The organism is Deinococcus depolymerans, assembly GCF_039522025.1.
GTDB classification, from domain to species: domain Bacteria; phylum Deinococcota; class Deinococci; order Deinococcales; family Deinococcaceae; genus Deinococcus; species Deinococcus depolymerans.
In genome coordinates this window covers 214529-239659 of record NZ_BAAADB010000003.1, presented here as the reverse complement: position 1 = coordinate 239659, position 25131 = coordinate 214529, and the positions used below count along the sequence as shown (strand labels likewise).

Below are 25131 nucleotides of genomic sequence, written 5' to 3'. Positions count from 1 at the left end.
TGCCCGCCCTCTCCCCCACCAAACGAATCTGCCCACCCCCGTGAGGGGCGGGCAGGCGCGCACGGCGGCGGGTTACCCGGCCGTGAACTTCAGGGTCTGGTCCGGGGTGTCCTCGTCGCGGGTCAGGGTGGGAACGATGGTGCTGGTACTCAGGCCGGCCGCGTGGCGCACGTCCTCGCCCAGCCCCAGGCGGCTGAGGTGCTGGCCGTGACCGCTGCTGCTGAGTGCCTCGAGGGGGTTGCCGCCGTTGCGGCGGACGGTCAGGGCGATGCGGGCGCCGTCATCGATGCTGAATTCCCCCATGGCGAGCAGGTACTCGGCGAGCACCCCGGCGGCATACACGTCCTCCAGGCCGACGTGGCTGTCGGTACCGGCGCAGACGATGGCGATCTCCTCGGTGGCGGCGGCGCGGGCGCGGCGGGCGGCGGCGTGCGCGTTCGTCAGGGCAGCCAGGAAGATGTGCTTACCGGTCTGCGCGGCGGTGTGGGCGGCGCCGGTGCCGTTGGTGGTGTTCATGACGACCGTCTTGCCCGTGAAGTTCTGCCCGGCAGCCTCGACGGGACTGTTCCCGAAGTCGAAGCCGGGGATGGGCAGGCCGCCGCGTTCCCCGCCGAGAAGGTAGGGGGTGCTTTCCCCTTCCGGGCGCAGGGCCAGGGCGACTTCGGGGGTGGCGGTCAGCAGCAGGGCGTCGGCCCCGCGTTCGAGGTACGCGACGGCGGTGGTGGTGGCGCGCAGCACGTCGATGATGACGACGACATCCGGGTAGTTGCCGTGTGGGAGAAGGTCGACGCGGAGGCGCATGTTATTTCAGTGCCTCGCGCAGGCGTTCCAGTCCGGCCTGGGCGCCGTCCCTGCCGAACACGGCACTTCCGGCGACGAGGTTGCTGGCCCCGGCGTTCACGACGGCGCGGGCGTTGGTGGGGCCGACACCGCCGTCCACCTGCAGTTCGGCGGCGCTGCCGAGTTCATCCAGCCAGCGGCGGACGGTGCGGATGCGCTCCAGGCTGTGCGGAATGAATTTCTGACCGCCGAAGCCGGGGTTGACGCTCATGATCAGGACGAGGTCCACCTCGGGCAGGACGGGGCGGAGGGTCTCGAGGGACGTGCCGGGGTTGAGGGTCACGCCGGCCTTCTTGCCGAGTTCCCGGATCTGCTGCACGGCGCGGTGGATGTGGGGGGTGCTTTCCACGTGGACGGTCAGGCCGTCGGCTCCGGCGTCCGCGAAGTCTTTCAGGTAGCGTTCCGGGCGGTCGATCATCAGGTGAACGTCCATGAACAGACTGCTGGCGGCGCGGGCGGCGGCGAGGATGGGCAGCCCGAAGGAGATGTTCGGCACGAACTGGCCGTCCATGACGTCCACGTGCGCCCAGTCGGCTCCGGCGATGGCGTTCAGTTCCTCGCCGAGGCGGCTGAAGTCGCTGGCGAGGATGCTCGGCGCGAGTTTCACGCGGCGGGCGGAATCGGGTTCGGCAGTCACGCCGGGTAGTCTAACATTCCTCACGTTACGTCAGGAACAGATGACCGATTCGGGATTACACGGACTGCCGTCTGTTTCGTTCACGACCCGGACCACCACCGGGGTGCCAGCTCCGCGTCCGGCCGTCCTCTCTGCTTCCCTCGTGCGGGGCAGCTCTCCGAGCCGCTTCGCCCGGACAGGACGGTTCTGGCACCCCGGTCAATCGGGGTCCGTGGCACGCGCCTTCCACCTTTCCTGGTGTACGGACCGGCACGCCCCCGCTCCGGCAGCTCCACGGGGTGAATGGTCCCGGCGACTCCCCCCGGAACAGCGTGAACGGGCGCGCAATCCTGTCACGCGGCCGGGAACGCCAGCGACCCTAACGTGCGTTTGAGTGCGTGGCATGATGGGCGCATCAAGTCCCCCACTCCCGGAGTCCCCCCACGGCGCTCCGCCTCTCCTGACCCGCCGGAGGTCCACCGCATGACCCACCCCACCCCCGCCCAGGCACCCGACCTGAACGCCTGGAAAGCCCAGGCCAGCAAGGACCTGAAGGGCGCCGACCCGGCGCGCCTGAACCGCCAGACGCCCGAGGGCATCACCCTCCGGGCGCTGTACACCCGCGCCGACACCGAGGGCCTGGACACCGACACCCTGCCGGGCCTGCCGCCCTTCACGCGCGGCCCCAGGGCCACCATGTACGCCGCGCGCCCCTGGACGATCCGGCAGTACGCGGGCTTTTCTACCGCCGAGGAATCGAACGCCTTCTACCGCCGCAACCTCGCCGCCGGGCAGAAGGGCCTGTCGGTCGCGTTCGATCTCGCCACGCACCGCGGGTACGACAGCGACCACCCGCGCGTGGTGGGCGACGTGGGCAAGGCCGGGGTCGCCATCGACTCCGTCGAGGACATGAAGGTCCTCTTCGACGGCATCCCGCTGAGCGAGATGTCGGTGTCCATGACCATGAACGGCGCGGTCCTGCCGATCCTGGCGGGATACATCGTGGCGGGGCTCGAGCAGGGCGCGACGCTGGATCAGCTGTCGGGCACCATCCAGAACGACATCCTGAAAGAGTTCATGGTCCGCAACACGTACATCTACCCCCCCGCGCCCAGCATGCGGATCATCGCGGACATCATCGAGTTCACGGCGCAGCAGATGCCGCGCTTCAACTCGATTTCCATTTCCGGGTACCACATCCAGGAGGCCGGGGCGAACGCCGCGCTGGAACTCGCGTACACCCTCGCGGACGGGCTGGAGTACGTGAAGGCCGCGCTCGGGAAGGGCCTGCACATCGACGAGTTCGCGCCGCGCCTGAGTTTCTTCTTTGGGATCGGCATGAACTTCTACATGGAGGTCGCCAAACTCCGCGCCGCCCGGTTGCTCTGGAGCGAACTCATGGCCCCCTTCGAGCCGAAAAACCCCATGAGCCGCGCGCTGCGCACCCACTGCCAGACGAGCGGCTGGAGCCTCACCGAGCAGGACCCGTACAACAACGTCATCCGCACGACCGTCGAGGCGATGGCGGCCGTGTTCGGCGGCACGCAGAGCCTCCACACGAACTCCTTCGACGAGGCCATCGGCCTGCCCACCGATTTTTCAGCCCGCATCGCCCGCAACACCCAGCTGGTCATCCAGGAGGAGACGGGCATCCCGCACGTCATCGACCCCTGGGGCGGCAGTTTCATGATGGAACGCCTCACCCACGACCTCGCCGAGAAGGCGCGGGAACTGATGCGCGAGGTCGAAGGGCTGGGCGGCATGGCGAAGGCCATCGAGAGCGGCGTGCCGAAACTGCGCATCGAGGAGTCCGCCGCGCGCAAACAGGCCCGCATCGACCGGGGCGAGGACGTCATCGTCGGCGTGAACAAGTACCGCCCCACCCAGGACACCCCGGTGGACGTGCTGGACATCGACAACGCCGCCGTGCGCGACGCGCAGATCGCCCGCCTGAACCGCGTGCGCGAAACGCGCGACCCGCAGGCCGTGCAGGCCGCCCTGACTGCCCTGGAACACGCCGCCCGCTCCGGCGAGGGCAACCTGCTGGCCCTGAGTGTGACCGCCATGCAGGCCCGCTGCACCGTCGGCGAGGTCAGCGACGCCCTGGAACGCGCCTGGGGCCGCCACGCCGCCGAGATCCGCACCCTCAGCGGCGTGTACGCCGCCGGGTACGACGGCGACGAGGGCTTCGCGTCCCTCCAGGGTGAGATCGAGGCCTTCGCCGAGGCCGAGGGCCGCCGCCCCCGCATCCTCGTCGTGAAGATGGGCCAGGACGGGCACGACCGCGGCGCGAAGGTCATCGCCACCGGCTTCGCCGACCTGGGCTTCGACGTGGACGTCGGCCCCCTGTTCCAGACGCCCGACGAAGCCGCGCGGCAGGCCATCGAGAACGACGTGCACGTCGTCGGCGTGAGCAGTCAGGCCGCCGGGCACAAGACCCTCGTCCCGCAGCTGATCGCCGCGCTGCGCGAACAGGGCGCCGGGGACATCCTCGTCGTCGTGGGCGGCGTGATCCCGCAACAGGACTACCCTGCCCTGCGCGAGGCGGGCGCGGCGGGCATCTTCGGCCCCGGCACCCCCATCCTCAGCAGCGCCCGCGAAGTGCTGAACCTCCTGCGAGCACGCGAACAGGCATGAGAGCAACCTCCACGCGCCCCGCCTCGTACCTGCCCGCATGCTGAAGCAACTGAGGGCTGTGGTGGCGTGTGCCGTGCTGGGCGGGGCTGGGTTGAGCGGTGCGGGCGCGCTGGGAATGACCCTGCCCGCCCCACCCGCAGGGCCGCCCGCGCAGGTGGGGGGCCTGCGGGTGTGCGAGCGGGGGGATACGACGTTCCTGCTGGACCGTTCGGGCCGGGTGCGGAGCCTGACGTACGCGCGGCTGGTGCCGGACAACCGGTTGTGGGTGCGGCAGAGTTACGACCGGGCGGGGCGACTGACGGGCCTCAGTGTGAGCTGGAGTGGGTTCGCGGGGCGCCTGCTGGACGTGCGCGGATCGTTCGACGCGCGGGGGCGACTGGTGAAGGAGACGGGCTTCCGGGCGCGGGGTGTGACGACACCGCTGGGGTCGTATCTGCGGGCGGTGCCGAAAGGAGTGAAATGCTGAAGCACGTGATGCTGGCGCTGCTGCTGAGTGCGCCGCTGTCGGGCGGGGCCGCACTGGCAGGCGGGGCGGGCGGCCCGGTGGGCCTCTCCTCTGCCGCGTCCGCGCGGGCGGTCGTGACCGGGAACGACGCGGCGCTGGGCGGCTGGCGGGCGTTCCAGGGTTCGTCGATGCCGTGCATCATGGACGCGTTCTTCGACGTGCAGACGTGGACGGACGCGCGCGGCACGGTGCGGCGGCTGGTGTTCCGCGCGGCGTCCGGCTGGAACCCGGACCGCACCGAGCAGCGCATCGACTGGGACGAGGCGGGCCGCCCCCGCGCGTACTCGTGGGCGCTGCGCCGCACGCCCGGCCAGGACACGGTCGCCGCGCGGATCGAACGGCTGATCGGCCCGGACGGGCAGGTCGTGCAGACCCGCGAGTGGGGGGCCGTGCAACCCGAGCACCGCATTCCGTGGCCCACCCTGGAGAGGGAACTGCGTCCCGCCGAGCTGATAGAGAGGTTCACGTGCCCGCCGCTCCGCATCCCCTGACCCTGCCGCTCCTGTCGGGGAACCGGCGGGCGCTGGCGAAGGCGATCACGCTGGTCGAGTCCACGCGGCCGGAGCATGAGGCGCAGGCTCAGGCGTTGCTGGCGGAGGTCATGCCGCGTGCCGGGCGGTCGGTGCGGATCGGCCTGACGGGCGTGCCGGGCGTGGGCAAGAGCACGTTCATCGAGGCGCTGGGCGTGCGACTGGCCGACGCGGGGCACCGGGTGGCGGTGCTGGCCGTGGACCCCAGTTCGGCCCGGACGGGCGGCAGCATCATGGGCGACAAGACGCGCATGCCGCGCCTGACGGTGCACCCGAACGCGTTCATCCGCCCCAGCCCCAGCGGGGGCACGCTGGGCGGCGTGGCGCGGCGCACGCGGGAATCCATCACGCTGTGCGAGGCGGCGGGGTTTGACGTGATCCTCGTGGAGACGGTGGGCGTCGGCCAGAGCGAGACGCAGGTGGCCGCCATGACGGACCTGTTCGTATTGCTGACCCTCCCGAACGCCGGGGACGAGTTGCAGGGCATCAAGCGGGGGATCATGGAACTGGCGGACGTGTGCGTGGTGAACAAAGCCGACACGAACCCGCAGGCGGCGGTACGCGCCCAGACGGAGTTGCGCACCGCGCTGACGCTGCTCACCCCGCACGACGCGCCGTGGCGGCCCGTGGCGCTGCGGGCCTCCGCACTGACCGGCGAGGGACTGGACGCCGTGTGGAACACCGTCGAGGCGTACCGCGCCGCCGTGGACCTGCGCGAGAAACGGCAGCGGCAGGCGGCGCAGTGGTTCGACGAACTGCTGCGCGAGGCCGCTTGGCGGGCGTTCCAGGCGGGCCTCGACCCGGCGCGGCTGCACGCCCTACGAGGCGAGGTCCTGCGCGGCGAGCGCACAGCGGTGCAGGGCGTCGCCGCGCTGCTGGCGGAGGCCCCTACCCGTCCGGGGTGACGCTCAGGTCCATGCTGGGCGCGGCGGGTGACACCCAGGGGTTGCCGCGCATCGTGAAGCGCCACGGGAGGGTGCGGCCCTCGCGGATGCCGACGCGGGCGGTGACCTCCACCATCTCGTCCGGAAGGGGGGCGGGGGGCGGCAGCAGGTGGAGTTCCGGGGCGTTCACGGGCCGCCCGCTGATCTGCGCGGGGTTCAGGCCCAGCGCGTACACGAGTTTGGCGGGGCCGTTCGTCAGGTCGCGTTCGCGGATGACGGGCCGGAAGCTCAGCATCTGGCCCAGGCCCTCCAGCGGTTCAAGGGCGCGGATCAGGACGCTGGCGGACACGCCCTCCGGGCGGCACGCGACCTGCAGCAGCGGGTGGCCGTGCGCGGTCCAGAACAGCCACGTGCCGGGCGGGATGGCCATCTCGGCGCTGCGGGCCGCGTGGAAGCGTCCGGCGGTGCAGGCGGGATCGCGGGGGCAGTCGTAGGCCTCGACCTCGACGATCCGCCCGGTCAGGCGTTCCCCGCCGTCCAGCACGCGCACCAGCGTCCCCCCCAGCAGCGCGCGGGCGACGGGAACCGGATCGCCCCGGAAGTGGGACGGCGGGAGCGGGGGGGGCATGCCGGGCACCGCGCCTGCCCTGTCTGGAGTGATCACGCCCGTCATGTTAGTGCGGCGCGCAGCAGGTCGCCCTCGTAGATGCGCCGGACGGTGGCCTCGATGTCCGGTTCGCGCACGGTCAGGTCCCGGACGGGGGCGTGAGCGGTGACGCGGGCGATGGGGTCCGCAGCGGCGCCCGTGAAGGCGTACGTGGCGCGGCCCGGTTCGTGGCTCAGGAGGGTCAGGCCCGGCACCCCGGCGTCGGGGACGGGTTCGCTGAACTCCACGTGCAGTTCGCGGTGCGAGCCGTACTGCGCCTGCAGGTGCGCCAGCCGGCCGTCGAACAGCAGTTGTCCGTGGTCGATGATCAGCACGCGCCGCGCGAGGCGCTCGACGTCCCCGAGGTCGTGCGTGGTGAGGAGTACCGTGACCTCGCGTTCGCGGTTGATGTGCGCGATGAAGTCGCGGATGCGGTCCTTCGCCACGACGTCGAGGCCGACGGTGGGTTCGTCCAGGAACAGCAGTTCCGGGTCGTGCAGCAGCGCGGCGGCGAGGTCGGCCCGCATCCGCTGGCCCAGCGAGAGGGTGCGGGCGGGGGTGTGCAGGAACGGCCCGAGGTCGAGCAGGTCGGTGAAGGTGTCCAGGTTCGCCTGCCAGTGGCCTTGCGGGATGCGGTACACGTGCCGCAGCAGGCGCAGGCTCTCGATGACCGGCAGGTCCCACCACAGGGTGGTGCGCTGCCCGAACACCGCGCCGAGCCGCGCGACGTGGCGGCGGCGGTCCTGCCAGGGGGTCAGGCCGCCCACGGTGACGGCGCCACTGTCGGGTACGAGCAGCCCGGTGAGGATCTTGACGGTGGTGCTCTTGCCCGCCCCGTTCGGCCCGAGGTACCCGACGATCTCGCCGCGTGGGATGTGGAAGGACACGTCCCGGACGGCCTCGTGGGTGCGCCGCCCCGCGCTCAGGAAGCGGCCGGTGCGGGTGGTGAAGGTCTTGCGCAGGTGCTCGACGTGAATCATGGGGTGCCTCCTCTCTTGAATGGCGTGTCGTGAAAGGCGGGGACGGTCGGGTCGATCCTCGAAGCCCACCGCCCAGAGCCCACCGCCCTCATGTCCCGGTGCCCTGGTAGTGCCGCACGCCGACCCGCCAGAACGCGAACGCCCCGGCCAGCACGAGCGGTCCGGCCAGCGGGCCGAGCAGCGCGGCCCAGCCGGGCAGGCCGTCGGGCAGGGGGCGGCCCAGCAGGTGCAGGGCGGGCAGGTAGGACAGGAACCCGGCGGGGATCAGGTACGTGAAGGTGCGCCGCAGCCAGGCGGAGTAGATGTCCATGGGGTAGCTGATCAGGGTGCGGCCGCCGTAGGTCAGGACGTTCATGGCCTCGACGCTGTCCACCGTCCAGAAGGTGAGGGTGCCGCCGATGACGAACAGCCCGCCGAAGAAGCAGATCATGCCCAGCATGGCGGCGGTCAGCAGGGCGGCCGTTTCCGGGCCGGGCGCGAGGGGGGCGTGCGTGAGGCCGTACCCGGCGATGGCGGCGGCAAGCAGGACGCGCGGCAGGCGGCGCAGCGCGAAGTCGGAGGCGAACACCTGCAGGGTCAGCGGGGCGGGGCGCAGCAGGAAGGTGCTGAACGAGCCGCTGCGGACGTGCGCGGACAGGTTGGGCGCGTCGAAACCCCCGAACAGGATGTCCATGAGGACGAACGCGAGTTCCGCGAGGCCGTACAGCAGGCAGATCTCGCCCAGCGTCCAGCCGCCCAGCCCGCCGAAGCGTGGGAGGACCAGGGCGAGCGCGGCGAACTCGGCGGCGGTGATCAGCAGGCTGCCCAGCGCGTCGAGGAGGAACGAGGTGCGGTGCGCGCCCTGCGAGCGGATCTGCGCGCCCAGCAGCCGCAGGTACAGGGTCAGGTGACGCCGCAGGTCAGCCACCGGCCACCTCCAGCCGCCGCAGGCCCGCCCGGAGCGTGACCCGGCAGGCGAGCAGCAGCGCCACGGTCCAGCCCAGTTGCGTGCCCAGCGCCGCCCACGCCGCGCCGCCCGTGGTGACGCCCACCCAGAGTTCCACGGTGGTGTTCAGCATGGCGGGAAAGGGCGTCCAGGCCAGCACGGCGCGAAAGCCTTCCGGGAAGAACGCCAGGGGCATCAGGAAGCCGCAGCCCAGGCCCAGCACCGCCCACGCGAAGCGCCCGAAGCCCACCGCGTCCGGCGACCAGAACGCCGCGCAGTTCACCAGGAAGCGGAACAGGAACCCGCACGCCCAGGCGAGCAGGACGCTCAGGACGACCTGCGCCCACGCGAGCGGGCCGGGCGGCCAGTTCAGGCCCCAGATGACCTGGAAGATCAGCAGCATGGGCAGGCCGCGCAGCACCAGCTGCCCCAGGGCCCGCCCGGCGTCCTGCGCGGCCCAGAAGCCCAGCAGGCTGGCGGGGCGCAGCAGGTCCGCCGTCACCTCGCCCCGGTGGACGGCGCGCATGAAGTCGAACCAGCCGAACAGGCTGAAGGCCATGATGAACGCCTGGGTCAGGCCGGTGTACGTGATGGCGTCCTGCGGGGTGTACCCGGCCACCTGCGGGCGCGTGCCGAAGAGTGCCAGCAGCACCGCCACGCGCAGCAGGCCGAAGAACGAGTTGGTGATCAGGCCCCACAGGGCCGCCTGCGGGTACGCGACCTGCCGCCGGAAGCCCAGCCGGGCCACCGCCCAGGGCAGCGCCAGCCGGGACAGACGTGAAACGTGGCCCCCCGTGGGGGGGGCGGGCATGGTGGTCATAGGTTCCCTCCTCCAGTTGCCGAACTGGAAGCGTTCAGGCTACAGGGGCGGGGACGGACGCGGAATACGCCGGGTGGCGGAGGGAACGGCGCGGACGTCAGGGATTCCTGAAGCACCCCCGGCGGGGGCGGGACGCGCCGGGAGGTACGCTGAACCCACTTCACCAACCGGAGGAACACACCATGATGGACATCTTCAACATGCTGGGCGGCGCGGGACAGGCAGAGCAGACGGTGGCGCGGCAGACCGGGACCAGCCCCGACCAGACCCAGGCGGCCATCCAGGCGGCGCTGCCGCTGCTGCTGGGCGCCCTGACCCGCAACGCCGCGCAGCCCGGCGGCCTGGACGCCCTGGCCGGCGCGCTCGACCGCCACGACGGCAGCGCCCTGGACGCCTTCGCGGGCGGGCAGGTGCCCGACACGCAGGACGGGCAGCGGATCCTCGGGCACGTGTTCGGCGCGCAGCAGGAGCAGGCGGCGCAGGCCGTCAGCCGGCGCGCCGGGATCGACCCGCAGGTCGCCATGCAGATCATGAGCATGCTGGCCCCGCTGGTCCTGGCCTACCTGAGCCGCCAGAAGCAGGGTCAGGGGCCGGCGGGCGGCGCGGACCTCGGCAGCGTCCTGGGCGGACTGCTGGGTGGCGGCGCGGCCGGCGGGCTGGGCGGGCTGCTCGGTGGGCTGCTGGGCGGGGGCGCGCAGTCTCAGGCGCAGACGGGCCGCGCGCCGGCGTCCACGGGCGGCGACCTGGGCGGCCTGCTGGGCAGCGTCCTGGGGGGAGCTCCGGCCCCGCAGCAGGCCGCGCCGGCCGGCGGCCTGATGGGCACCCTGAACCGCGCGCTGGACAGTGACGGCGACGGCAGCGCCCTGGACGACCTGATCGGCATGTTCGGCGGGGCCGGCCAGCGCCGCTGACCCCCGGCGTCTGCCGTGCGGGCCGGGCCAGTGTGGGGGGCGCACGGAGTCCGTCTGTTTCGTCAACCCGCCCATGCACCGGGACGCCGAGTCCACGTCCGGAATCCGTGTTGCTGCTCCTGTGCGGCGCCGCTCCGGCAGCGTCCGCTCGGACCCGGCGGCGTTGCAAGCCGTTCAACCGGAGTCAGCGTCAGGTCGTGGCGGTGCGGTCCGTGCGTTCGCGTGAGCGGGGGCGGTAACCGGGCGGGGTGTCCTGCTCCTGCTGGAAGAGGCTGGTGGTCAGGTAGCGGGCGCCGGTATCGCAGGCGATGGTCGCCACCCGCTTTCCGGGGCCGAGGCGGCGGGCGACCTGCAGCGCCGCCCAGGCCATCGCGCCGCTGCTCATGCCCACGAAGATGCCTTCCTCGCGGGCCAGCCGGCGGGCCAGCGGGTAGGCGTCCTCCTCCCAGACCTGCGCCACGTCGTCCAGGACGCTGCGGTCGAGGTTCTGCGGGATGAAGCCGGGGCCCATGCCCTGAAAGCCGTGCTCGCCGCGCTCCCCGCCGCTCAGGACGTTGCTGCGGGCGGGTTCGCAGGCGATGATCTGCACGGCCGGGTTCAGGCGTTTGAGGTACCGGCCGACGCCGCTGATGGTGCCGCCGGTGCCGGTGCCGTACACGAACGCGTCGATGCGGCCCTCCATCTGCTCCCACAGTTCGGGGCCGGTGGTGGCCTCGTGCACGGCGGGGTTGGCGGGGTTCGTGAACTGGCCCATCATGACCGCGCCGGTGCGCGCGGCGATGGCCTCGGCCTCCTCGATGGCGGCCAGCATTCGCCGCTGCGGGTCGGTCAGGACCAGTTCGGCGCCGTACGCGGCGAGCGTGCGTTTGCGTTCCTCGCTCATCTGTGCCGGCATGCACAGGATCAGCCGGTAGCCCTTGGCGGCCGCCACCTGCGCCAGCCCGATGCCGGTGTTGCCGCTGGTGGGTTCCACGATGGTCCCGCCGGGTTTCAGCAGGCCGCGCCGTTCGGCGTCCTCGACGAGTCCGAGCGCCGTGCGGTCCTTGATGCTTCCGCCGGGGTTCTGACCCTCGAGTTTCACGAACACGTCCGCCATGTCCGGTTCCGTGACCCGTTGCAACTGCACCAGGGGCGTGTGGCCGATGAGCGACTCGATCATGCCGCCCAGGATAGGCCCTGCGCGCCGCCGCAACCGGAATCAGGCAGACAGGCGCGGGCGGACTTGACTGAACCTCGGGTTTCCCGGAGCGCCGCGCAGGAGCTACGCTCGGAGGGTGAGTCTCCCTGTTTCCCTGCCCTTCCTGCGTGCCGATGGCGCGCCCCCCGCCGCGCACGAACGGCGACTTGCGGACCTGCCGCTGACCGTCCTGGTCGGCGTGACCGGCGTGGGCAAGAGCACGGCCCTGGCGGCCCTGACCGGCGCGGACGCGGCCATGCGGGTCCTGCCGGACCGGCGGGACGTGACGGACGCCGTGATGATCCTGCCCGCCACGGGCGGCCGGCCGGTGCGGGACCGCGAGGAACGCTTCCGGCTGACGGCGGCGTACCGGGAGGCGCACCCGGGAGGCATGGCGCAGGCGCTGGGCAGCCTGGTCGCGGACCTGCGGCACTGGGGCGAGGCGCCGGTGTTCGACGGGCTGCGCGGCCTGGACGAGGTGCGTTTCGCGGCGCGGACGTTCCCGGCGTGGCGGTTCGTGGCGCTGGGCGCGCCGGACACGGTGCGGGTGCGGCGCCTGCTGGGCCGCGCGGACAGCTTCGATCAGGTCGGGGGTGGGGGGGCGGGAACGCCACGGGAGGAACTCGCGCGGCTCGGGGGCGTGCAGGACGTGTTCACGCCCGCGGAACTCGATGAGCTGGCGGCCCTGCCGGGCGCGGGGTTCGACCCGGCGGAGGTGCTGGCGAAGGTGAAGATCGTGGTGTCCGAGCGCCGCAACTACGATCCGGCGGCGGCCGAGTCGTTCCTGCGGACGCTGCCGCCCGCGCGGGCGCTGGTGCTGGACACGGTGGCGCTGGACCCGGCCGGCGTGGCGGCGGCCGTGCGCGGCTGGGCCGCCCGCTCGGGAGGTGCCGCGTGAGTGCGCCCACGGTGGCGCGGGTGGAGGGCGTTCCGTTCCGTCTGCCGCTGACCTCCGCGCTGGCGTGGGGGGCGCACTCGGCGCTGAACGCGGCCGAGCACGTGCTGGTGCGCGTGATCCTCTCGGACGGCACGGTGGGAGTGGCCGAGGCCACGCCGCGCCCCACCATCTACGGCGAGACGGTGGCGAGCGTGCTGGGCATCCTGGCGCACCTGGAAGAGCAGCTGCGCGGCCTGCCGATCACGGACGGACCGGGCCTGGACCGCGTGCGGAACAGCGTGGCGAACAACCACACGGCGCGCGGCGCGCTGGACATGGCGCTGCATGACGCCCGCGCCCGCGCGCAGGGCCTGACGCTGTTCGACACGCTGCTGGGCCCGAACACCCGCGTGCGGGTGAGTTTCATTCTGGGCATCGCGCCGCCCGCAGAGATGCTGGCCGAGGCCCGCCGGGCGGTGGAGGCCGGGGTGCGCTGCCTGAAGGTGAAGGTGGGCCGCGAACACGACCGGGACCTGCGCGTGATCCGGGCGCTGCGCGAGGAGTTCGGGGCTGACGTGCTGCTGTACGCCGACAGCAACGAGACGCTGACGCCCGATTCGGCACCGGCGGCGCTGGACGCCATGCGCGCGGCGGGCCTGCTGTACGTCGAGGAGCCCCTGCCAGCCCGGAACCTGCGGGCGCGGGCCGAGCTGCACGCGCAGGGGCGGCTGCCGATCGTGGCGGACGACTCCTGTTTCACGCCGGCCGACCTGGAGCGCGAACTGGACTTCAACACCTTCGACGTGCTGAACGTGAAGACGGCCCGGAACGGTTTCACGGACGGGCTGGACATGCTGGCCCGCGCGGCGGCGCACGGGAAGCGCGGCATGGTGGGCTCGCAGGCCAGCACCGGTCTGGGCACGCTGCACGCGGCGCTGCTGTCCACCCGTCCCGAGGTCACGGAACCGTGTGAACTGAGTTTCGTGCTGAAACTCCAGGCGGACCTGCTGGACGCACCCATCGAGTTCCGGGACGGCTGGCTGGATGTGGGGTCCCTGCGGGCGCACCGGGTGGATCCGGCCCTTCTGGCCCGCTACCGGGTGTAGGGCCGCAGTTGTTTAGGCAGTTCCGGGGTGGGAAACGAGTATGAAGGGCCGGGCGGCCGGGGCGGTCATGCGGCTGTCATGATGACCGGCACATAATGAGGTATGGATCAAGAAATGCTTAACGCATTGCTGCTGCCGCTGATGTTCAGCATGGTCGGTGGCACCTACGTCTACCGGCGGCTGCCTGAGCGCCGCGCCCACGGCCTGCTGATTCTGATCCTGTTTCAGCTGGTCGGGGCGGCCGGGTACGTCATGAAACCCACCCTGGAGCTGCTGATGCTGCTGACCCTGCACGCCAGCGCCGTGCTGGTGATGCTGGTCCGCCACCTGCAGAGCCCCGCGCCGGTCACGCAGGAGAGCAGCAACCGCCCGCAGCGCGGCTGAAACGGATTCCGTCTGTTTCGTTCACCGGTAGGAACACCACCGATCTGTCAACTCCACGTCCGGAGGGGCGTTTCTCTCCTGCTCTGCGGGGCAGCTCTCCGAGTCGCATCCGCCCGGACCCAGCGGGCTTTGCAGCCCGTTCAATCGGAGTCCGTGTGAAACGGATTCCGTCTGTTTCGTTGACGACCCGCAACACCACCGGGTTGCCAACGCCACGCCCGAGGCCCGTTCTGCTCCTCTGCGGGGCCGCGCCACCGGCCGTCCGGAGCGGCCGGCGGTCGGTTCAGGAACGGGGCATCAGCGCCTGAACGGCGCGGGTCATGGCGTCCAGCACGGGGCGGCTGTTCAGGCAGGCGACCAGGGCGCGGGTGGCCTGGTGTTCGCTGCCGCCCAGGCCGGCCTGCAGGTGGTCGCGCACGGTGGGGTGCAGGTGGCCGCGCACGAACAGCAGGTCGCGCAGCAGGTCGTCGGCGCTGAGGGCCGGGCCGGCCTCGCCGTCCGGGGTGGCGGTCTGCAGCAGGGGCCGGCCCCGGTCGTCCACGGTCAGCGCGGCGTGCAGTGGACTGCCGGCGCGCCGCGTGACGTGTTCCAGGGTGGGCACGAAGGCGTTCACGAGGTTCAGGGCGAGGCTGCGGCCCAGCAGTGTCAGGCGCGGCTGGTCGGGCAGGGTGGCCCCCAGCGTCTGTGCCAGGTGGCGGGCGAGGCGGTCTCCTTCGGCCATCAGGGCGGCCTGCGGGTCGGGGGCCGGTGAGGAATCGGTGGGGCGCATGCGGTCATGCTGCCACGCGGCGTGCCTGTCTGGACAACAGCCCTCACGCGGCGTGCTGCACGCGGCGGCGGAGTTTAGACGGTAAAGATGGGCTTAGTGTAAGCTCATCTGGTATGAACGTCATTGGCAAAGTCACCGTGCTGCCCCAGCTGCCGCCCGGCATCGCAAGGCTGTCTGAACTCGCGTACAACCTGTACTGGTCGTGGACCCCCCGCGCACAGGCGCTGTACCAGGAACTGGATTCCACCATTTGGGAGCGCTTCCAGCACAACCCGGTCCGCACCCTGCTGGAAGTCCCCCAGGCCCGCCTGCAACAGGTGGCCGCCGATCCCGCCTACCTCGCCCGCTACGCGCAGGTCATGGCCGACTTCGACGCCTACATGGGCAAGAAAGACACCTGGGCCGCCAAGAACGCCCCGGACATGAAACCCGTCGCGTACTTCTCCATGGAGTACGCCTACCACGAGTCCCTGCCCATCTACTCCGGCGGCCTGGGCGTCCTGGCCGGCGACCACTGCAAGAGCGCCTCGGACCTCGGCATTCCCTTCACGGCGGTCGGCCTGCTGTTCCACCAGGGGTACTTCACGCAGCTGTTCGACCGCGAAGGCTGGCAGAACGAAACCTACGACGAACTCGACCTGACCACCCTGCCCATCACCCCCGCCCTGACCCACAGCGGCGAGGAGACGCGCGTGAGCGTCGTGATCGGCAACCGCACCGTTCACTCGCGCGTGTGGAACCTGAACGTCGGCCGCATCCGCGTGCTGCTGCTCGACACCAACGTCCCCGAGAACAGCGAGGAGGACCGCAAACTCACCGCCCGCCTGTACGGCGGCAACCAGGAACTGCGCGTGCAGCAGTACGTGCTGCTCGGCGTGGCCGGCATCCGCGCCCTCAGGCTGCTGAACATCCCCGGCGACGTGTACCACATGAACGAGGGCCACGCCGCCCTGCTGGGCCTGGAACGCACCCGCGAGTACGTCGCGCAGGGCCTGGATTTCCGCACCGCCGTGGAAACCGTCGCCAGCTCCACCCTGTTCACCACGCACACGCCCGTCCCCGCCGGCAACGACGCCTTCGCGTACGACCTGATGGACCGCTACATCGGCGCGTGGCCCGCGCAGCTCGCCACCAGCCGCGACGAACTGTACCGGCTGGCCGAGCACGAGCAGATGTGGGACGGCCACCTCGTCCCCACCTTCTCCATGACCGTGTTCGCCCTGAACATGAGCCGCGCCGCGAACGGCGTGTCCGAACTGCACGGCGAGGTCAGCCGCGACATGTGGAAGTTCCTGTACCCCGGCGCGCAGACCGAGGAAGTCCCGATCGGGCACGTCACGAACGGCGCGCACAACCTCACCTTCACCAGCCAGGCCATGCGCGACCTGCTCTCGACCGTCCTGCCCGCCGACTGGACCGAACGCCTCGAAGACGAGCAGATGTGGCAGGCAGTCGAGAAGCTGACCGACCAGCAGCTGCAAGACGTGCAGCGCGACATGAAACGCGACATGATCACCTTCGTGCGCGGCCGCATGCGCGAGCAGAAGCTCCGCAACGGCGCCTCGGCCGCCGACGTCGCCGCCACCGACACCCTGCTCGACGAGAACACCCTGACCATCGGCTTCGCCCGCCGCTTCGCCACGTACAAACGCGCCACGCTGCTGTTCCGTGACCGCGAACGCCTCAGCCGCATCGTGAACCACCCGGAACGCCCGGTGCAGTTCGTGTTCGCCGGCAAGGCCCACCCCGCCGACAACCCCGGCAAGGCCTTCATCCAGGAGATCTACAAACTCAGCCAGGAACCCGAATTCCGCGGCCGAATCGTGATCCTGGAGAACTACGACATGCACGTCGCCCGTCACCTCGTGCAGGGCGTGGACATCTGGCTGAACAACCCCCGCCGCCCCCTGGAAGCGTCCGGCACCAGCGGCATGAAGGCCAGCTTCAACGGCAGCCCCAACCTGAGCATCCTCGACGGCTGGTGGCGTGAAGGCTACGACGGCACGAACGGCTGGCCCATCGGCGAGGAACGCGAGTACGCCGACCTGAACGTGCAGGACGACGCCGACGCCTTCAGCATGTACCAGACCATCGAGACCGAGATCGCGCCCCGCTACTACGGGCAGCGCGAGGGCGCCGAATCCTGGGCGCACACCGTCCGCCGCGCCATCGAGACCTGCAGCCCCCGCTTCTCGATGCAGCGTCAGGTGATCGACTACGTGCAGAAGTACTACCGGCCCATCGCCGAGCGCGGCGCGGCCCTCGCCGCCCGCCACAGCGAACGCGCCCGCGAGATCGCCAGCTGGAAAGGCTGGGTGCGTCAGCAGTGGCCCTACACGGCCCTGAACGCCCAGGCCAGTCTGCCCGCCACCAGCCAGCCCGGCCAGACCGTGCCGGTCACGGCAACCGTGAACCCGGCCGGCATCAACCTGAACGAACTGCGGGTGGAAGCCGTCCTGAACCGCGCCGGCCAGCTGACCCGCGTGCCGCTGACCAGCCGCGGCGACGGCACCTTCAGCGCCGACGTGCCCCTGAACGAGAGCGGGCTGTACTCGGTCGGCGTGCGCATGTTCCCGGCCGTGGAGGGCCTGAGCAACGACCTGGAAGCCGGCCTGATCAAGTGGGCCTGATCAAGCGGACCTGATCCGCCCGGACTGACCCCACGCCGCCCCCCGCCCAGTCCGCGGGGGGCGGCCCTGTTTCGGGAACGGCCCTGCGTCTCCCCTGCCCTTCACGGGGTGACACGGACTCCGATAGAACGGCTCTGTAAGCCATTCAATCCGAGCGGATGCGAGTAGGAGAGAAACGGGTTCCGGACGTGGAGTTGACGACCCGGTGCCGTTCCGATCTGTCAACGAAACAGACGGAATCCGTATGAGACGGACTGCCGTCTGGCTCCGCCCGGATGGAACGGTCTTTGCCACCCATTCAATCGGAGTCCGCATGACACCCACACATGCCCGCAGCGGGTAGCGTGGAGCATGAACGACCACACGGACGCTCCGGGAACCGGCCCGCAGGACAGCGAACTGCTCACGCGCGGCAAGCAGAAGCGGGCGCAACTCATGGGGCAGGATTTCGTGGACCGCGCCTTCGCGGGCGACCCGGACGCCTTCGGCGCGGACTTCCAGCGGTTCCTGACCGAGTACGCCTGGGGCGCCGTGTGGGGCCGCGGCGGCCTGACCGACCGCGAGCGGCACATGGTCACGCTGGGCATCCTGGCGGCGCTGGGCCGTGACCGCGAACTCGAAGGGCACCTGCGCGCCACCCCCAACAGTGGCGTGAGCGAACGCGACCTGAGCGACGTACTCCATCAGGTCGCCATCTACGCCGGGGTGCCCGCCGGGCTGAACGGCTTCAATATCGCCGGGCGCGTCCTGGCCGAACGGAAGGCCGCGCCGCAGGTGCAGACACCGGACAAGGGGACACCGGAAGGACCGGCGCGCGACTGATACGGATTCCGTTTATTTCGTTGACAGATCGGAACACCACCGATCTGCCAACTCCACGTCCGGAATCCGTTTCTCTCCTACTATGCGGGGCAGCTCTGCGAGTCGCATCCGCTCGGATTGAATGGTCTTTGCAGCCCATTCAATCGGAGTCCGTATGAAACGGACTCCGGTTGAATGGTGGGGGCAGGCCCTGCGGGAAATCCGCGGCGAACCTGTGGGGGCGCCGCAGCGCAGACGCGCACGGAACGTGTTCTAGAGCCGTTCTCCGACTGGAGGCGTCGGAACAACAGACGTCCGGTGCCTCCAGTCTCTGCCTCGCCTCTGTTCCAGTCCTCCTGCCCGTGAACCTTCACCCGCTCTCCTGCGGAGCGTGACAGGTCCGCCCGGCCATGCAGACGGCCTCTCTATGGCAACTGCTCTAGCGCCCGCCGCCAGCCCGGGGAGGGGCAGGTGCTCTAATGCCCGGCATGACTGCTGCCCGCTCTGCTGCCCGCCCCCGGCCGGACCTGCCGCCCATTCCGGCGCTGCTGCTCGCCATGCTCAGCATTCAGGGTGGCGCCGCCTTCGCCAAGACGCTGTTCCCGACGCTGGGTGCCGCCGGCACCACGACCGTCCGCGTGACCCTGGCCGCCGCCCTGCTGACCCTGGTGCTGCGCCCCGCCCTGCGGCAGCTGCGCCGGGCCGAATGGGCGGCCATCGTGCCGTACGGCGCGGCGCTGGGCCTGATGAACCTCGCGTTCTACGAAGCCCTGCGGACCCTGCCGCTGGGGCTGGCCGTGACGCTGGAATTCATCGGGCCGCTCACGCTGTCGCTGCTGCTGTCCCGCCGCGCCCTGGACGTCGCGTGGGTCGTCCTGGCCGGGGTGGGCATCGCGCTGATCTCACCGCTGGGACATCAGCTGACGGGCGGCGCCGCCGAGGCCGTCTCCCCGGTCGGGATCGGGCTGGCGCTGCTGGCGGGTGCGTTCTGGGCGCTGTACATCCTGGCGGGCGGCGCGGTGGGGCGGCGCGTGCCCGGCACGACCGGCGTGGTGGCGGGCATGATCGTGGCGGCCATCGTGACCCTGCCCTTCGGCGTGGCCGAGGCCGGCCCGAAACTGCTGGCACCCGGCTCACTGCTGCTCGGCCTGGGCGTGGCCGTGCTGTCCAGCGCCCTGCCGTACACCCTGGAGATGCGGGCGCTGCGCGCCATTCCCGCCCGCGTGTTCGGCGTGATGATGAGCGTCGAACCGGCCATCGCCGCCCTGAGCGGCCTGCTGTTCCTGGGTGAACGTCTGGGCGCCGCGCAGTGGATCGCCATGCTGTGCGTGATCGCCGCCAGCGCCGGCATCAACCTGACCGGCAAACCCACCGCCCACACGGAGCCTGAACCGGTGAACTGATACGGACTCCGGTTGTTTCGCCAACAATCCGGAACTGCACCGGATTGCCGGCTCCACGTCCGGAACCCGTTTCTCTCCTCCTCGCTTCGCTCTGATTGAACGGCTTTGTCAGCCATTCAATCGGAGTCCGTATCACTCCTGCCAGCTGACCTGGGTGTTCATGGCCTCGCCGCTGCCGGTCATGAGCAGGCCCAGTTGCGTGTCGGTGGCGTGGGCGGCGTCCACCTCGCCGACGACCTTGCCCTCGTACATGACCAGGATGCGGTCGGCGAGGTTCATGACCTCGCCCAGGTCGGCGCTGACGAGCAGCACGGCCAGCCCCTGGTCGCGCGCCTCGACGATGCGGGCGTGAATGAACTCGATGGCGCCGATGTCCACGCCGCGGGTGGGCTGACTGGCGACCAGGATCCTGGGGCCCTTGCGCATCTCGCGGGCGACGATGATCTTCTGGGCGTTCCCGCCGGAGTAGCGGCCCGCCGGCAGGCTGGTGGAGCGGGGGCGCACGTCGTACTTCTCGCTCAGGTCACGGGCGTTCTGTTCGATGACCTCGCGGTTCAGGAAGCCCAGCGGTCCGGCGAAGGGCGCGCGGTCCTGCTCCCCCAGGATGAAGTTCTCGGCGGTGGTCATCTCGAGGACCAGACCGCGCTCGTTGCGGTCTTCGGGCACGTGCGACAGGCCGGACGCCTCGACCTCGCGCACGCCGCGCGCGACCTTGCCGAGGTACGTGATCTGGCCCTGGTAGGCCTGCAGGCCGGTGATCGCCTCGACCAGTTCGCTCTGGCCGTTGCCTTCCACGCCGGCGATGCCGACGATCTCGCCGGCGCGCACCTGGAAACTCACGCCGTCCACGGCGTTGCCGTGTTCACCCTTGACGGTGACGTTCTGCACGTCCAGCGCGACGGCGCCGGGCTGGGCGGGGGCCTTGTTGACCTTCAGGGTGACGTCGCGGCCCACCATCATGCGGGCCAGCAGTTCGGTCGTGGCGCCCTGGGTCGGAATGGTGCCGATCATGCGGCCGTCCCGGATGACGCTGATGGTGTCACTGATGTGCAGGACCTCGTGCAGCTTGTGGCTGATGAAGATCACGGCGTTGCCGCTGGCGGCGTACTGGTGTTTCAGGAAGTCGAACAGTTCGTCGGTCTCGCTGGGGGTGAGGACGGCGGTCGGTTCGTCCAGGATGAGGATGCGGGCGCCGCGGTAGAGGGTCTTGAGGATCTCGACCTTCTGTTGGAGGCCCACGGGCAGTTCACCGACGATGGCGTCGGGGTTCAGGTCGAAGTTGAACTGCTTGATGAGTTCCGCGACGCGCTTGCGGGCCGCGGCGTAATTGATGGCGCCGCCACTGGTGGGCTCCATGCCCAGGATGACGTTCTCGGTGACGGTCAGGGTCTCGACCAGCATGAAGTGCTGGAAGACCATGCCGATGCCGCGCTTGATGGCCTCGCTGGGGTCGGTGAGGTCGACGGTCTCGCCGTCCACGACGATCTGCCCGCTGGTGGGGGGCTGAATGCCGTACACGATCTTCATCAGGGTGCTCTTGCCCGCGCCGTTCTCGCCGCACAGGGCGTGAACGCTGCCCCACCTGACCTGCATGGAGATGTCGTCGTTGGCGAGTACGAGGGGGAAGCGCTTGGTGATGCCGCGCAACTCCAGCGCGTTCGGGGAGTTGTGCTGAACGGCGCGCAGAACGTCGGCCTGTGGAACAGTCATAACGTTCAGTCTAGCTTTCACGGGCTCGTCTGGACAGACCCCGGGGGGGTGCGCGGGACCGGTGGCAGGGCCGGCAGGCTGGGCGCACGCGTCATACGGACGGGGCCGGCTGTTTCGGTCACACCCCGCCTGCCGTCCGGGCGTTCCGTGGGGCATGATGATGGGATCATGGAATCTGTCTGGTTGATGATCACGAACCTGGGTCGTGACGAGGTCTTCATCGTGGCGCTGGCCCTGTACACCTGGCTGGTGAGCCCGCGGGGCGGGCGGCAGCTGGGCGTGGCGTTCGCGCTGAGTTACCTGCTGAACGCGGCGCTGAAGTACGGCCTGAATCTGCCGCGCCCGTTCACGGACGATCCGTCCGTGGCGTCGGCCGCGGCGCGGGCCACGGCGGGCGGGCCGGGCCTGCCCAGCGGGCACTCGCAGCTGGCCGCGACCCTGTGGTGGGGGATCGCCGCGCAGGTGCGCCGTCCCTGGGTGACCGGCGTGACGCTCGCGCTCGTGGCGCTGATCGCCGCGTCCCGCCTGGTTCTGCACGTGCATTACCCCAGTGACGTGGCCGTGGGTCTGCTGCTGGGCGGCGCGTTTGCCCTGCTGGCGGCTCGGGGCGCGTTCCCGCAGGCTGGCGCGCTGCGCTGGGCCCCGCCGCTGGCGGCGCTGGTCGTGGCGGCCCTGCTGCCGATCGGCGCACCACGCGAGTTCGCGGTCGGCCTGGGGCTGGCGGCCGGGTTCTGGTTCGCGCGGCCGACCTTCACGCCCCCCCGTGACCTGGCAGGACGACTGATCGTGGCGCTGGCCGGGCTGACCGTGGTGTTCGCCGTGTACTTCGGGCTGGGGGCGCTGCCCGCCGGGATCAAGGAGATCGGGCTGGTGCGGGCGCTGCGGTACGCGCTGCTGGTGCTGGTGGCGGCCGAGGGGGTGCCGCTGCTGCTGCGCCGCTGGTTGCCCGGTGAGCCGCTGCCGGCGCAGCCTGCCACCCGGCACGCCCCGGTGACCGGCACCCGGTGAGCGGAAGCGGAGGGAGTACAGTGGTGGGACGCGCCTGACCGTCAAAGCCAGTTCGTCAGGAATGCCAGCGGCGCGGATGAGCGGGCCGGGGCATTCCGGCGCACCTCCCCTGACCGGAGTTGAACCCATGAAGATCAGATTCGAGCAGGTCCGCTTCACACGGCTTTCCCGGTTCCTGTTGCCCGCGCTGCTGGTCCTCGGCGCGCCGGTCATTCTGGGCCGGCCGGCTGTCCTGGCCCAGGCCGCGCCGGGCCGTCCGGTGGCGGACGCGGCGCGCGGGCAGGGCCTCAGCGGGTCGTGCGCCGGCTGTCACGGTGCGGGCCGCGCCCCCACCCTGAGCGGCCGCAGCGCTGCGGGCATCCAGGCCGCGCTGCTGGCCTTCCGCGCCGGCACCCGCCCGAACGGCACCATGCAGCGCGTGGCGGGGGCTCTCAGCGACCAGGACATCGCGGATCTCGCCGCGTTCTACGGAACGCCCGCGGCGCCCCCGGTCACGAGCGCCGCCGGGACGACCTTGACCGGCGAGACGCTGTACAGCGCGGGTGATCCGGCGCGCGGCGTGCTCGCCTGCGTCGTCTGCCACGGCGAGACCGGCGAAGGCGCCGAGACCCTCGGGATTCCCGCACTGAAGGGCCGCAGCGCCCCGTCGGTCCTGACGGCACTGCGCGCGTACAAGGCCGCGCCGGTGACCGGCATTCCCTACCCGGACGCCATGCGCATCGCCCTGGGCCCCATGACCGACGCCGACCTGACGGCCGTCGCCGCGTACGTCGCCACCCTGAAATGACCTGACCCGGAAGGGGCCCGTCCGGCATGGCAGCGGCGGGCCCCTTTCCATTCCCCGCTGCCTGCATGCCGCGCGTCCTGCCCGCCTCCGATTGAATGGCTTACAAAGCCGTTCAATCCGAGCGGACTCGCAGAGCTGCGCCGCGGAGCGAGCAGGAGAGAAACGCCCCTCCGGACGTCGAATTGACAGATCGGTGGTGTTCCGATCTGTGAACGAAACAAACGGAATCCGTATCAGCGAAACAAACGGAGTCCGTATCAGCGCACCCGCACGCCCTTGCTGACGGGTTGCGTGCGCAGCCAGCGGGTGAAGCGCTGCACGTCCGGGTGGGCGCGCAGCGCGCCGATGTCCTGGTAGTCGCGGGCCAGTTCGGCGTTGCTGAAGGTGCGGTGCAGGAAACTGTGGCAGGGGCGGCACAGCAGCGTGGTGGGCAGGTCGGCCACGCGCACGCCCTGGCGGCGGCCCTGTGAGCGGGGCAGCAGGTGGTGTTCGGTCAGGTGCGGCACCGCCCGCTGACACAGGGCGCAGGTGGGCGCGGGTCTGGGCGGCGGGGGCCAGGTGGGTGCGGGGGACCGGCGGGCCATGCGTGAAGATACGGGCGCACGGGAAGGCCGGACTGTCTGACGCTGAACAGTCCGGCCGGGCAGGTGGGGTGCAGGCCGTTACAGGCGGGTCAGGTTGGGGTACTTCTGGATGGCCTCGTCCTCGCTGAGGAATTCACCGTCGGCGTCGGGGCTCCAGACGACCTCGGCGCGGATCAGGTCGCCGGGCGCGACGGCGCTGATGGCGCTCAGCGCGGCGCGTGCCTCGGCGGCGTTGGTGGTGCCGGCCGGGGGCAGGGCGGCCAGGGTGTGGGCGGCGACGGCCAGGGTCACGGCGAGGTACTGATCGCCGGCGTCGGGTTTGAAGGTGTAGTCGCCGCGGTGCGCGTACCCGCTGCGGGGGTCATTGTTCTGGTAGTTGCTGGTGGTCTGCTCGGTGAAGGCGGCGCGGGCCTCGGTGGCCCAGGCGCCCACCTGGCTGTCGGCGGTGCTGGCGGACCCCTGGGCGCGCTGCACGTGTCCGTACACCCAGCGTTCCGGGTGGCGCAGGGCGACCAGCGCGGCCTCCTGAAGCATGCGGGCCAGGCCCTCGTTGGTGTCGGGGTCGCCGGTCTGCGCGACGCGCTGCAGGGCGCGTTTGACCTCTTCGCCCTCGGCCATCAGGATCTGCACGCTGACGGCCTGGGCGGTACCGCTGAGGCCCGTGAGGCCCCGGCCGCTCCCGCCGAGGTTACGGCGCATGGCGCTGATGACCACGAAGATCACGACGCCGAAGATGATCAGGGTGACCACGCCGCCGAGACCGCCGCTGCTGTACCCGTACCCGCCGCCGTACCCGCCGCCGTTGATGATGATCGGCCCGCTGTACCCGCCGCCGTAATTGCCGCTGTACCCGCCACCGGACCCGCCGCGGCTTCCACCGAAGCTGCCGCCGGAACTGCCGGAGCTGCCGGAACTGCGGGAACTGCCGCCGAACCCACCGCCGGACTGCGCCTGCGCCAGCGGCGAGACCAGGGCGAGCAGCGTCAGCAGCGCGATCAGTAGGGCGCCCAGGGACAGGAGACGGCGGGGAACGCCAGGGTTGCGTTGTGCGGGCTGCATGTCCGCAGTGTACGGGGCGGTGCGGGCCCGCATCTGAACGGTCTGCCTTCACGTGTTCTTTCGGTGGGGTGGCGGTCCCGGCGGGTACACTGCCCGCGTGAGTGACGAGCGACGCGACGTGATTACCCTGAGTGCCGGGCAGTGGGACGCCCTTCTGGAGAGCCTGTTCGAGCGGGACGACCGCCTGGACCTGCGCCGGGACGGTGAAACGTACCGCCGCGACGAGGCGGTCGACGCGTACGTGCTGAGCGGTCACGCCGAGGCGCTGCGCAGCGCGGACGTGGACGGTGACGTCTGGGGCACGCTGGAGGACATCGAGGAGACCGCGGACACCGAGGAGGAAGCCTGGGAGAAGATCGTGGCGTTCTACCTGGGTCGCGAGTGCGTGCTGGTGCGCGTGCAGGACACCGAGGAACCCGAGGAGTGGATTCTGGGGCGTGAACTGGCGCGCCGCCTGGGCCTGCTCTGATCCGCACTGCGGTTGGAAGGTGTGCAGCAGCGTTCAACCCGAGCGGACTGCCGGGCGTGGCGCTGACAGGCCG

The 25131-nt window shown here is 70.9% G+C and carries 25 protein-coding genes; 14 read left to right on the top strand and 11 right to left on the bottom strand.

The window, feature by feature from the left end:
- Positions 1 to 72 precede the first annotated feature (72 nt).
- Together ABDZ66_RS01530 and rpe are read right to left on the bottom strand one after the other, a co-directional pair.
- Positions 73 to 801 carry a 2-phosphosulfolactate phosphatase gene (locus ABDZ66_RS01530; protein ID WP_343755286.1) on the bottom strand — a complete coding sequence of 243 codons (729 nt, stop codon included), beginning with the start codon at positions 799 to 801 and terminating at the stop codon, positions 73 to 75.
- 1 nt (position 802) lies between these two features.
- Positions 803 to 1477: a ribulose-phosphate 3-epimerase gene (gene rpe / locus ABDZ66_RS01525; protein ID WP_343755284.1), complete on the bottom strand. Its 675-nt coding sequence runs from the start codon at positions 1475 to 1477 to the stop codon at positions 803 to 805.
- 462 nt (positions 1478 to 1939) lie between these two features.
- Between rpe and scpA the strand changes: the two genes are divergently transcribed.
- The 4 genes from scpA (at position 1940) to meaB (ending at position 6033) form a co-directional block, all read left to right on the top strand.
- On the top strand, positions 1940 to 4093 hold the full coding sequence (gene scpA / locus ABDZ66_RS01520) for a methylmalonyl-CoA mutase (RefSeq protein WP_343755282.1): 2154 nt from the start codon (positions 1940 to 1942) through the stop codon (positions 4091 to 4093).
- Between the two features lie 115 nt (positions 4094 to 4208).
- A complete protein-coding gene (locus ABDZ66_RS01515; protein ID WP_343755280.1) occupies positions 4209 to 4559 on the top strand; it encodes a hypothetical protein in 351 nt (116 codons plus the stop codon).
- Positions 4553 to 5089, top strand: coding sequence for a hypothetical protein (locus ABDZ66_RS01510; protein WP_343755278.1), 537 nt, complete (start codon positions 4553 to 4555; stop codon positions 5087 to 5089). The genes ABDZ66_RS01515 and ABDZ66_RS01510 overlap by 7 nt, the downstream gene beginning before the upstream one ends.
- The gene (gene meaB, locus ABDZ66_RS01505) at positions 5065 to 6033 is read left to right on the top strand and encodes a methylmalonyl Co-A mutase-associated GTPase MeaB (protein ID WP_343755276.1); all 969 of its coding nucleotides are present in this window, start codon (positions 5065 to 5067) and stop codon (positions 6031 to 6033) included. Before ABDZ66_RS01510 ends, meaB begins: the two co-directional genes overlap by 25 nt.
- On the opposite strand, the gene ABDZ66_RS01500 is transcribed toward meaB, so the two are convergent.
- The 4 genes from ABDZ66_RS01500 to ABDZ66_RS01485 form a co-directional block, all read right to left on the bottom strand.
- Positions 6017 to 6640: a DNA-3-methyladenine glycosylase gene (locus ABDZ66_RS01500; RefSeq protein ID WP_343755833.1), complete on the bottom strand. Its 624-nt coding sequence runs from the start codon at positions 6638 to 6640 to the stop codon at positions 6017 to 6019. The two genes, meaB and ABDZ66_RS01500, sit on opposite strands and share 17 nt — an antisense overlap.
- Before the next feature lie 41 nt (positions 6641 to 6681).
- Positions 6682 to 7638 carry an ABC transporter ATP-binding protein gene (locus tag ABDZ66_RS01495; RefSeq protein ID WP_343755274.1) on the bottom strand — a complete coding sequence of 319 codons (957 nt, stop codon included), beginning with the start codon at positions 7636 to 7638 and terminating at the stop codon, positions 6682 to 6684.
- A gap of 88 nt (positions 7639 to 7726) precedes the next feature.
- Positions 7727 to 8545 (bottom strand): ABC transporter permease, encoded by an 819-nt coding sequence (locus tag ABDZ66_RS01490; protein ID WP_343755272.1) that lies wholly within the window; start codon positions 8543 to 8545, stop codon positions 7727 to 7729.
- Positions 8538 to 9383 carry an ABC transporter permease gene (locus ABDZ66_RS01485; protein WP_343755270.1) on the bottom strand — a complete coding sequence of 282 codons (846 nt, stop codon included), beginning with the start codon at positions 9381 to 9383 and terminating at the stop codon, positions 8538 to 8540. The genes ABDZ66_RS01490 and ABDZ66_RS01485 overlap by 8 nt, the downstream gene beginning before the upstream one ends.
- 182 nt (positions 9384 to 9565) lie before the next feature.
- Here ABDZ66_RS01485 and ABDZ66_RS01480 point away from each other — a divergent pair, with 182 nt between their 5' ends.
- Positions 9566 to 10294 (top strand): DUF937 domain-containing protein, encoded by a 729-nt coding sequence (locus ABDZ66_RS01480; protein ID WP_343755268.1) that lies wholly within the window; start codon positions 9566 to 9568, stop codon positions 10292 to 10294.
- A 190-nt stretch (positions 10295 to 10484) separates the two neighbouring features.
- Here the strand turns inward: ABDZ66_RS01480 and cysK are convergent, their stop codons facing one another.
- Positions 10485 to 11453 (bottom strand): cysteine synthase A, encoded by a 969-nt coding sequence (gene cysK, locus ABDZ66_RS01475; protein WP_343755266.1) that lies wholly within the window; start codon positions 11451 to 11453, stop codon positions 10485 to 10487.
- A gap of 115 nt (positions 11454 to 11568) precedes the next feature.
- Between cysK and ABDZ66_RS01470 the strand changes: the two genes are divergently transcribed.
- The 3 genes from ABDZ66_RS01470 (at position 11569) to ABDZ66_RS01460 (ending at position 13838) form a co-directional block, all read left to right on the top strand.
- Positions 11569 to 12369, top strand: coding sequence for an ATPase (locus ABDZ66_RS01470; RefSeq protein WP_343755264.1), 801 nt, complete (start codon positions 11569 to 11571; stop codon positions 12367 to 12369).
- Positions 12366 to 13454, top strand: coding sequence for an enolase C-terminal domain-like protein (locus ABDZ66_RS01465; protein ID WP_343755262.1), 1089 nt, complete (start codon positions 12366 to 12368; stop codon positions 13452 to 13454). The genes ABDZ66_RS01470 and ABDZ66_RS01465 overlap by 4 nt, the downstream gene beginning before the upstream one ends.
- Positions 13455 to 13568: 114 nt before the next feature.
- Positions 13569 to 13838, top strand: coding sequence for a hypothetical protein (locus ABDZ66_RS01460; RefSeq protein ID WP_343755260.1), 270 nt, complete (start codon positions 13569 to 13571; stop codon positions 13836 to 13838).
- 283 nt (positions 13839 to 14121) lie between these two features.
- On the opposite strand, the gene ABDZ66_RS01455 is transcribed toward ABDZ66_RS01460, so the two are convergent.
- Positions 14122 to 14607 carry a hypothetical protein gene (locus tag ABDZ66_RS01455; RefSeq protein ID WP_343755258.1) on the bottom strand — a complete coding sequence of 162 codons (486 nt, stop codon included), beginning with the start codon at positions 14605 to 14607 and terminating at the stop codon, positions 14122 to 14124.
- A 113-nt stretch (positions 14608 to 14720) separates the two neighbouring features.
- On the opposite strand from ABDZ66_RS01455, the gene glgP reads away from it, so the two are divergent.
- The 3 genes from glgP to ABDZ66_RS01440 all read left to right on the top strand — a co-directional run bounded on the left by glgP (position 14721) and on the right by ABDZ66_RS01440 (position 19441).
- Positions 14721 to 17237 (top strand): alpha-glucan family phosphorylase, encoded by a 2517-nt coding sequence (gene glgP / locus ABDZ66_RS01450; RefSeq protein ID WP_343755256.1) that lies wholly within the window; start codon positions 14721 to 14723, stop codon positions 17235 to 17237.
- 351 nt (positions 17238 to 17588) lie between these two features.
- Positions 17589 to 18059, top strand: a complete 471-nt coding sequence (locus ABDZ66_RS01445) for a carboxymuconolactone decarboxylase family protein (RefSeq protein ID WP_343755253.1) — start codon at positions 17589 to 17591, stop codon at positions 18057 to 18059.
- A 458-nt stretch (positions 18060 to 18517) separates the two neighbouring features.
- Entirely contained in the window at positions 18518 to 19441 is a 924-nt protein-coding gene (locus ABDZ66_RS01440; RefSeq protein ID WP_425544384.1) for an EamA family transporter, read from the top strand.
- A 132-nt stretch (positions 19442 to 19573) separates the two neighbouring features.
- On the opposite strand, the gene ABDZ66_RS01435 is transcribed toward ABDZ66_RS01440, so the two are convergent.
- Positions 19574 to 21151: an ABC transporter ATP-binding protein gene (locus ABDZ66_RS01435; protein WP_343755251.1), complete on the bottom strand. Its 1578-nt coding sequence runs from the start codon at positions 21149 to 21151 to the stop codon at positions 19574 to 19576.
- A gap of 168 nt (positions 21152 to 21319) precedes the next feature.
- On the opposite strand from ABDZ66_RS01435, the gene ABDZ66_RS01430 reads away from it, so the two are divergent.
- Together ABDZ66_RS01430 and ABDZ66_RS01425 are read left to right on the top strand one after the other, a co-directional pair.
- Entirely contained in the window at positions 21320 to 22159 is an 840-nt protein-coding gene (locus ABDZ66_RS01430) for a phosphatase PAP2 family protein (RefSeq protein ID WP_343755249.1), read from the top strand.
- Between the two features lie 127 nt (positions 22160 to 22286).
- Positions 22287 to 22946: a c-type cytochrome gene (locus tag ABDZ66_RS01425; RefSeq protein ID WP_343755247.1), complete on the top strand. Its 660-nt coding sequence runs from the start codon at positions 22287 to 22289 to the stop codon at positions 22944 to 22946.
- Positions 22947 to 23203: 257 nt separating this feature from the next.
- On the opposite strand, the gene ABDZ66_RS01420 is transcribed toward ABDZ66_RS01425, so the two are convergent.
- Both ABDZ66_RS01420 and ABDZ66_RS01415 read right to left on the bottom strand, forming a co-directional pair.
- The gene (locus ABDZ66_RS01420) at positions 23204 to 23530 is read right to left on the bottom strand and encodes an HNH endonuclease (protein ID WP_343755245.1); all 327 of its coding nucleotides are present in this window, start codon (positions 23528 to 23530) and stop codon (positions 23204 to 23206) included.
- A gap of 78 nt (positions 23531 to 23608) precedes the next feature.
- Positions 23609 to 24589, bottom strand: a complete 981-nt coding sequence (locus ABDZ66_RS01415) for a DUF1517 domain-containing protein (protein WP_343755243.1) — start codon at positions 24587 to 24589, stop codon at positions 23609 to 23611.
- Between the two features lie 97 nt (positions 24590 to 24686).
- Here ABDZ66_RS01415 and ABDZ66_RS01410 point away from each other — a divergent pair, with 97 nt between their 5' ends.
- Positions 24687 to 25058 carry a hypothetical protein gene (locus ABDZ66_RS01410; RefSeq protein WP_343755241.1) on the top strand — a complete coding sequence of 124 codons (372 nt, stop codon included), beginning with the start codon at positions 24687 to 24689 and terminating at the stop codon, positions 25056 to 25058.
- Positions 25059 to 25131: the final 73 nt, after the last annotated feature.

Coding starts and splice junctions, on each gene's coding strand:
- ABDZ66_RS01530 (WP_343755286.1), bottom strand. CDS start 801: ATGCGCCTCCGCGTCGACCTTCTCCCACACGGCAACTACCCGGATGTC.
- scpA (WP_343755282.1), top strand. CDS start 1,940: ATGACCCACCCCACCCCCGCCCAGGCACCCGACCTGAACGCCTGGAAA.
- ABDZ66_RS01515 (WP_343755280.1), top strand. CDS start 4,209: ATGACCCTGCCCGCCCCACCCGCAGGGCCGCCCGCGCAGGTGGGGGGC.
- ABDZ66_RS01510 (WP_343755278.1), top strand. CDS start 4,553: ATGCTGAAGCACGTGATGCTGGCGCTGCTGCTGAGTGCGCCGCTGTCG.
- ABDZ66_RS01500 (WP_343755833.1), bottom strand. CDS start 6,640: ATGCCCCCCCCGCTCCCGCCGTCCCACTTCCGGGGCGATCCGGTTCCC.
- ABDZ66_RS01495 (WP_343755274.1), bottom strand. CDS start 7,638: ATGATTCACGTCGAGCACCTGCGCAAGACCTTCACCACCCGCACCGGC.
- ABDZ66_RS01485 (WP_343755270.1), bottom strand. CDS start 9,383: ATGACCACCATGCCCGCCCCCCCCACGGGGGGCCACGTTTCACGTCTG.
- ABDZ66_RS01480 (WP_343755268.1), top strand. CDS start 9,566: ATGATGGACATCTTCAACATGCTGGGCGGCGCGGGACAGGCAGAGCAG.
- cysK (WP_343755266.1), bottom strand. CDS start 11,453: ATGATCGAGTCGCTCATCGGCCACACGCCCCTGGTGCAGTTGCAACGG.
- ABDZ66_RS01460 (WP_343755260.1), top strand. CDS start 13,569: ATGCTTAACGCATTGCTGCTGCCGCTGATGTTCAGCATGGTCGGTGGC.
- ABDZ66_RS01455 (WP_343755258.1), bottom strand. CDS start 14,607: ATGCGCCCCACCGATTCCTCACCGGCCCCCGACCCGCAGGCCGCCCTG.
- glgP (WP_343755256.1), top strand. CDS start 14,721: ATGAACGTCATTGGCAAAGTCACCGTGCTGCCCCAGCTGCCGCCCGGC.
- ABDZ66_RS01445 (WP_343755253.1), top strand. CDS start 17,589: ATGAACGACCACACGGACGCTCCGGGAACCGGCCCGCAGGACAGCGAA.
- ABDZ66_RS01440 (WP_425544384.1), top strand. CDS start 18,518: ATGCCCGGCATGACTGCTGCCCGCTCTGCTGCCCGCCCCCGGCCGGAC.
- ABDZ66_RS01435 (WP_343755251.1), bottom strand. CDS start 21,151: ATGACTGTTCCACAGGCCGACGTTCTGCGCGCCGTTCAGCACAACTCC.
- ABDZ66_RS01430 (WP_343755249.1), top strand. CDS start 21,320: ATGGAATCTGTCTGGTTGATGATCACGAACCTGGGTCGTGACGAGGTC.
- ABDZ66_RS01425 (WP_343755247.1), top strand. CDS start 22,287: ATGAAGATCAGATTCGAGCAGGTCCGCTTCACACGGCTTTCCCGGTTC.
- ABDZ66_RS01420 (WP_343755245.1), bottom strand. CDS start 23,530: ATGGCCCGCCGGTCCCCCGCACCCACCTGGCCCCCGCCGCCCAGACCC.
- ABDZ66_RS01415 (WP_343755243.1), bottom strand. CDS start 24,589: ATGCAGCCCGCACAACGCAACCCTGGCGTTCCCCGCCGTCTCCTGTCC.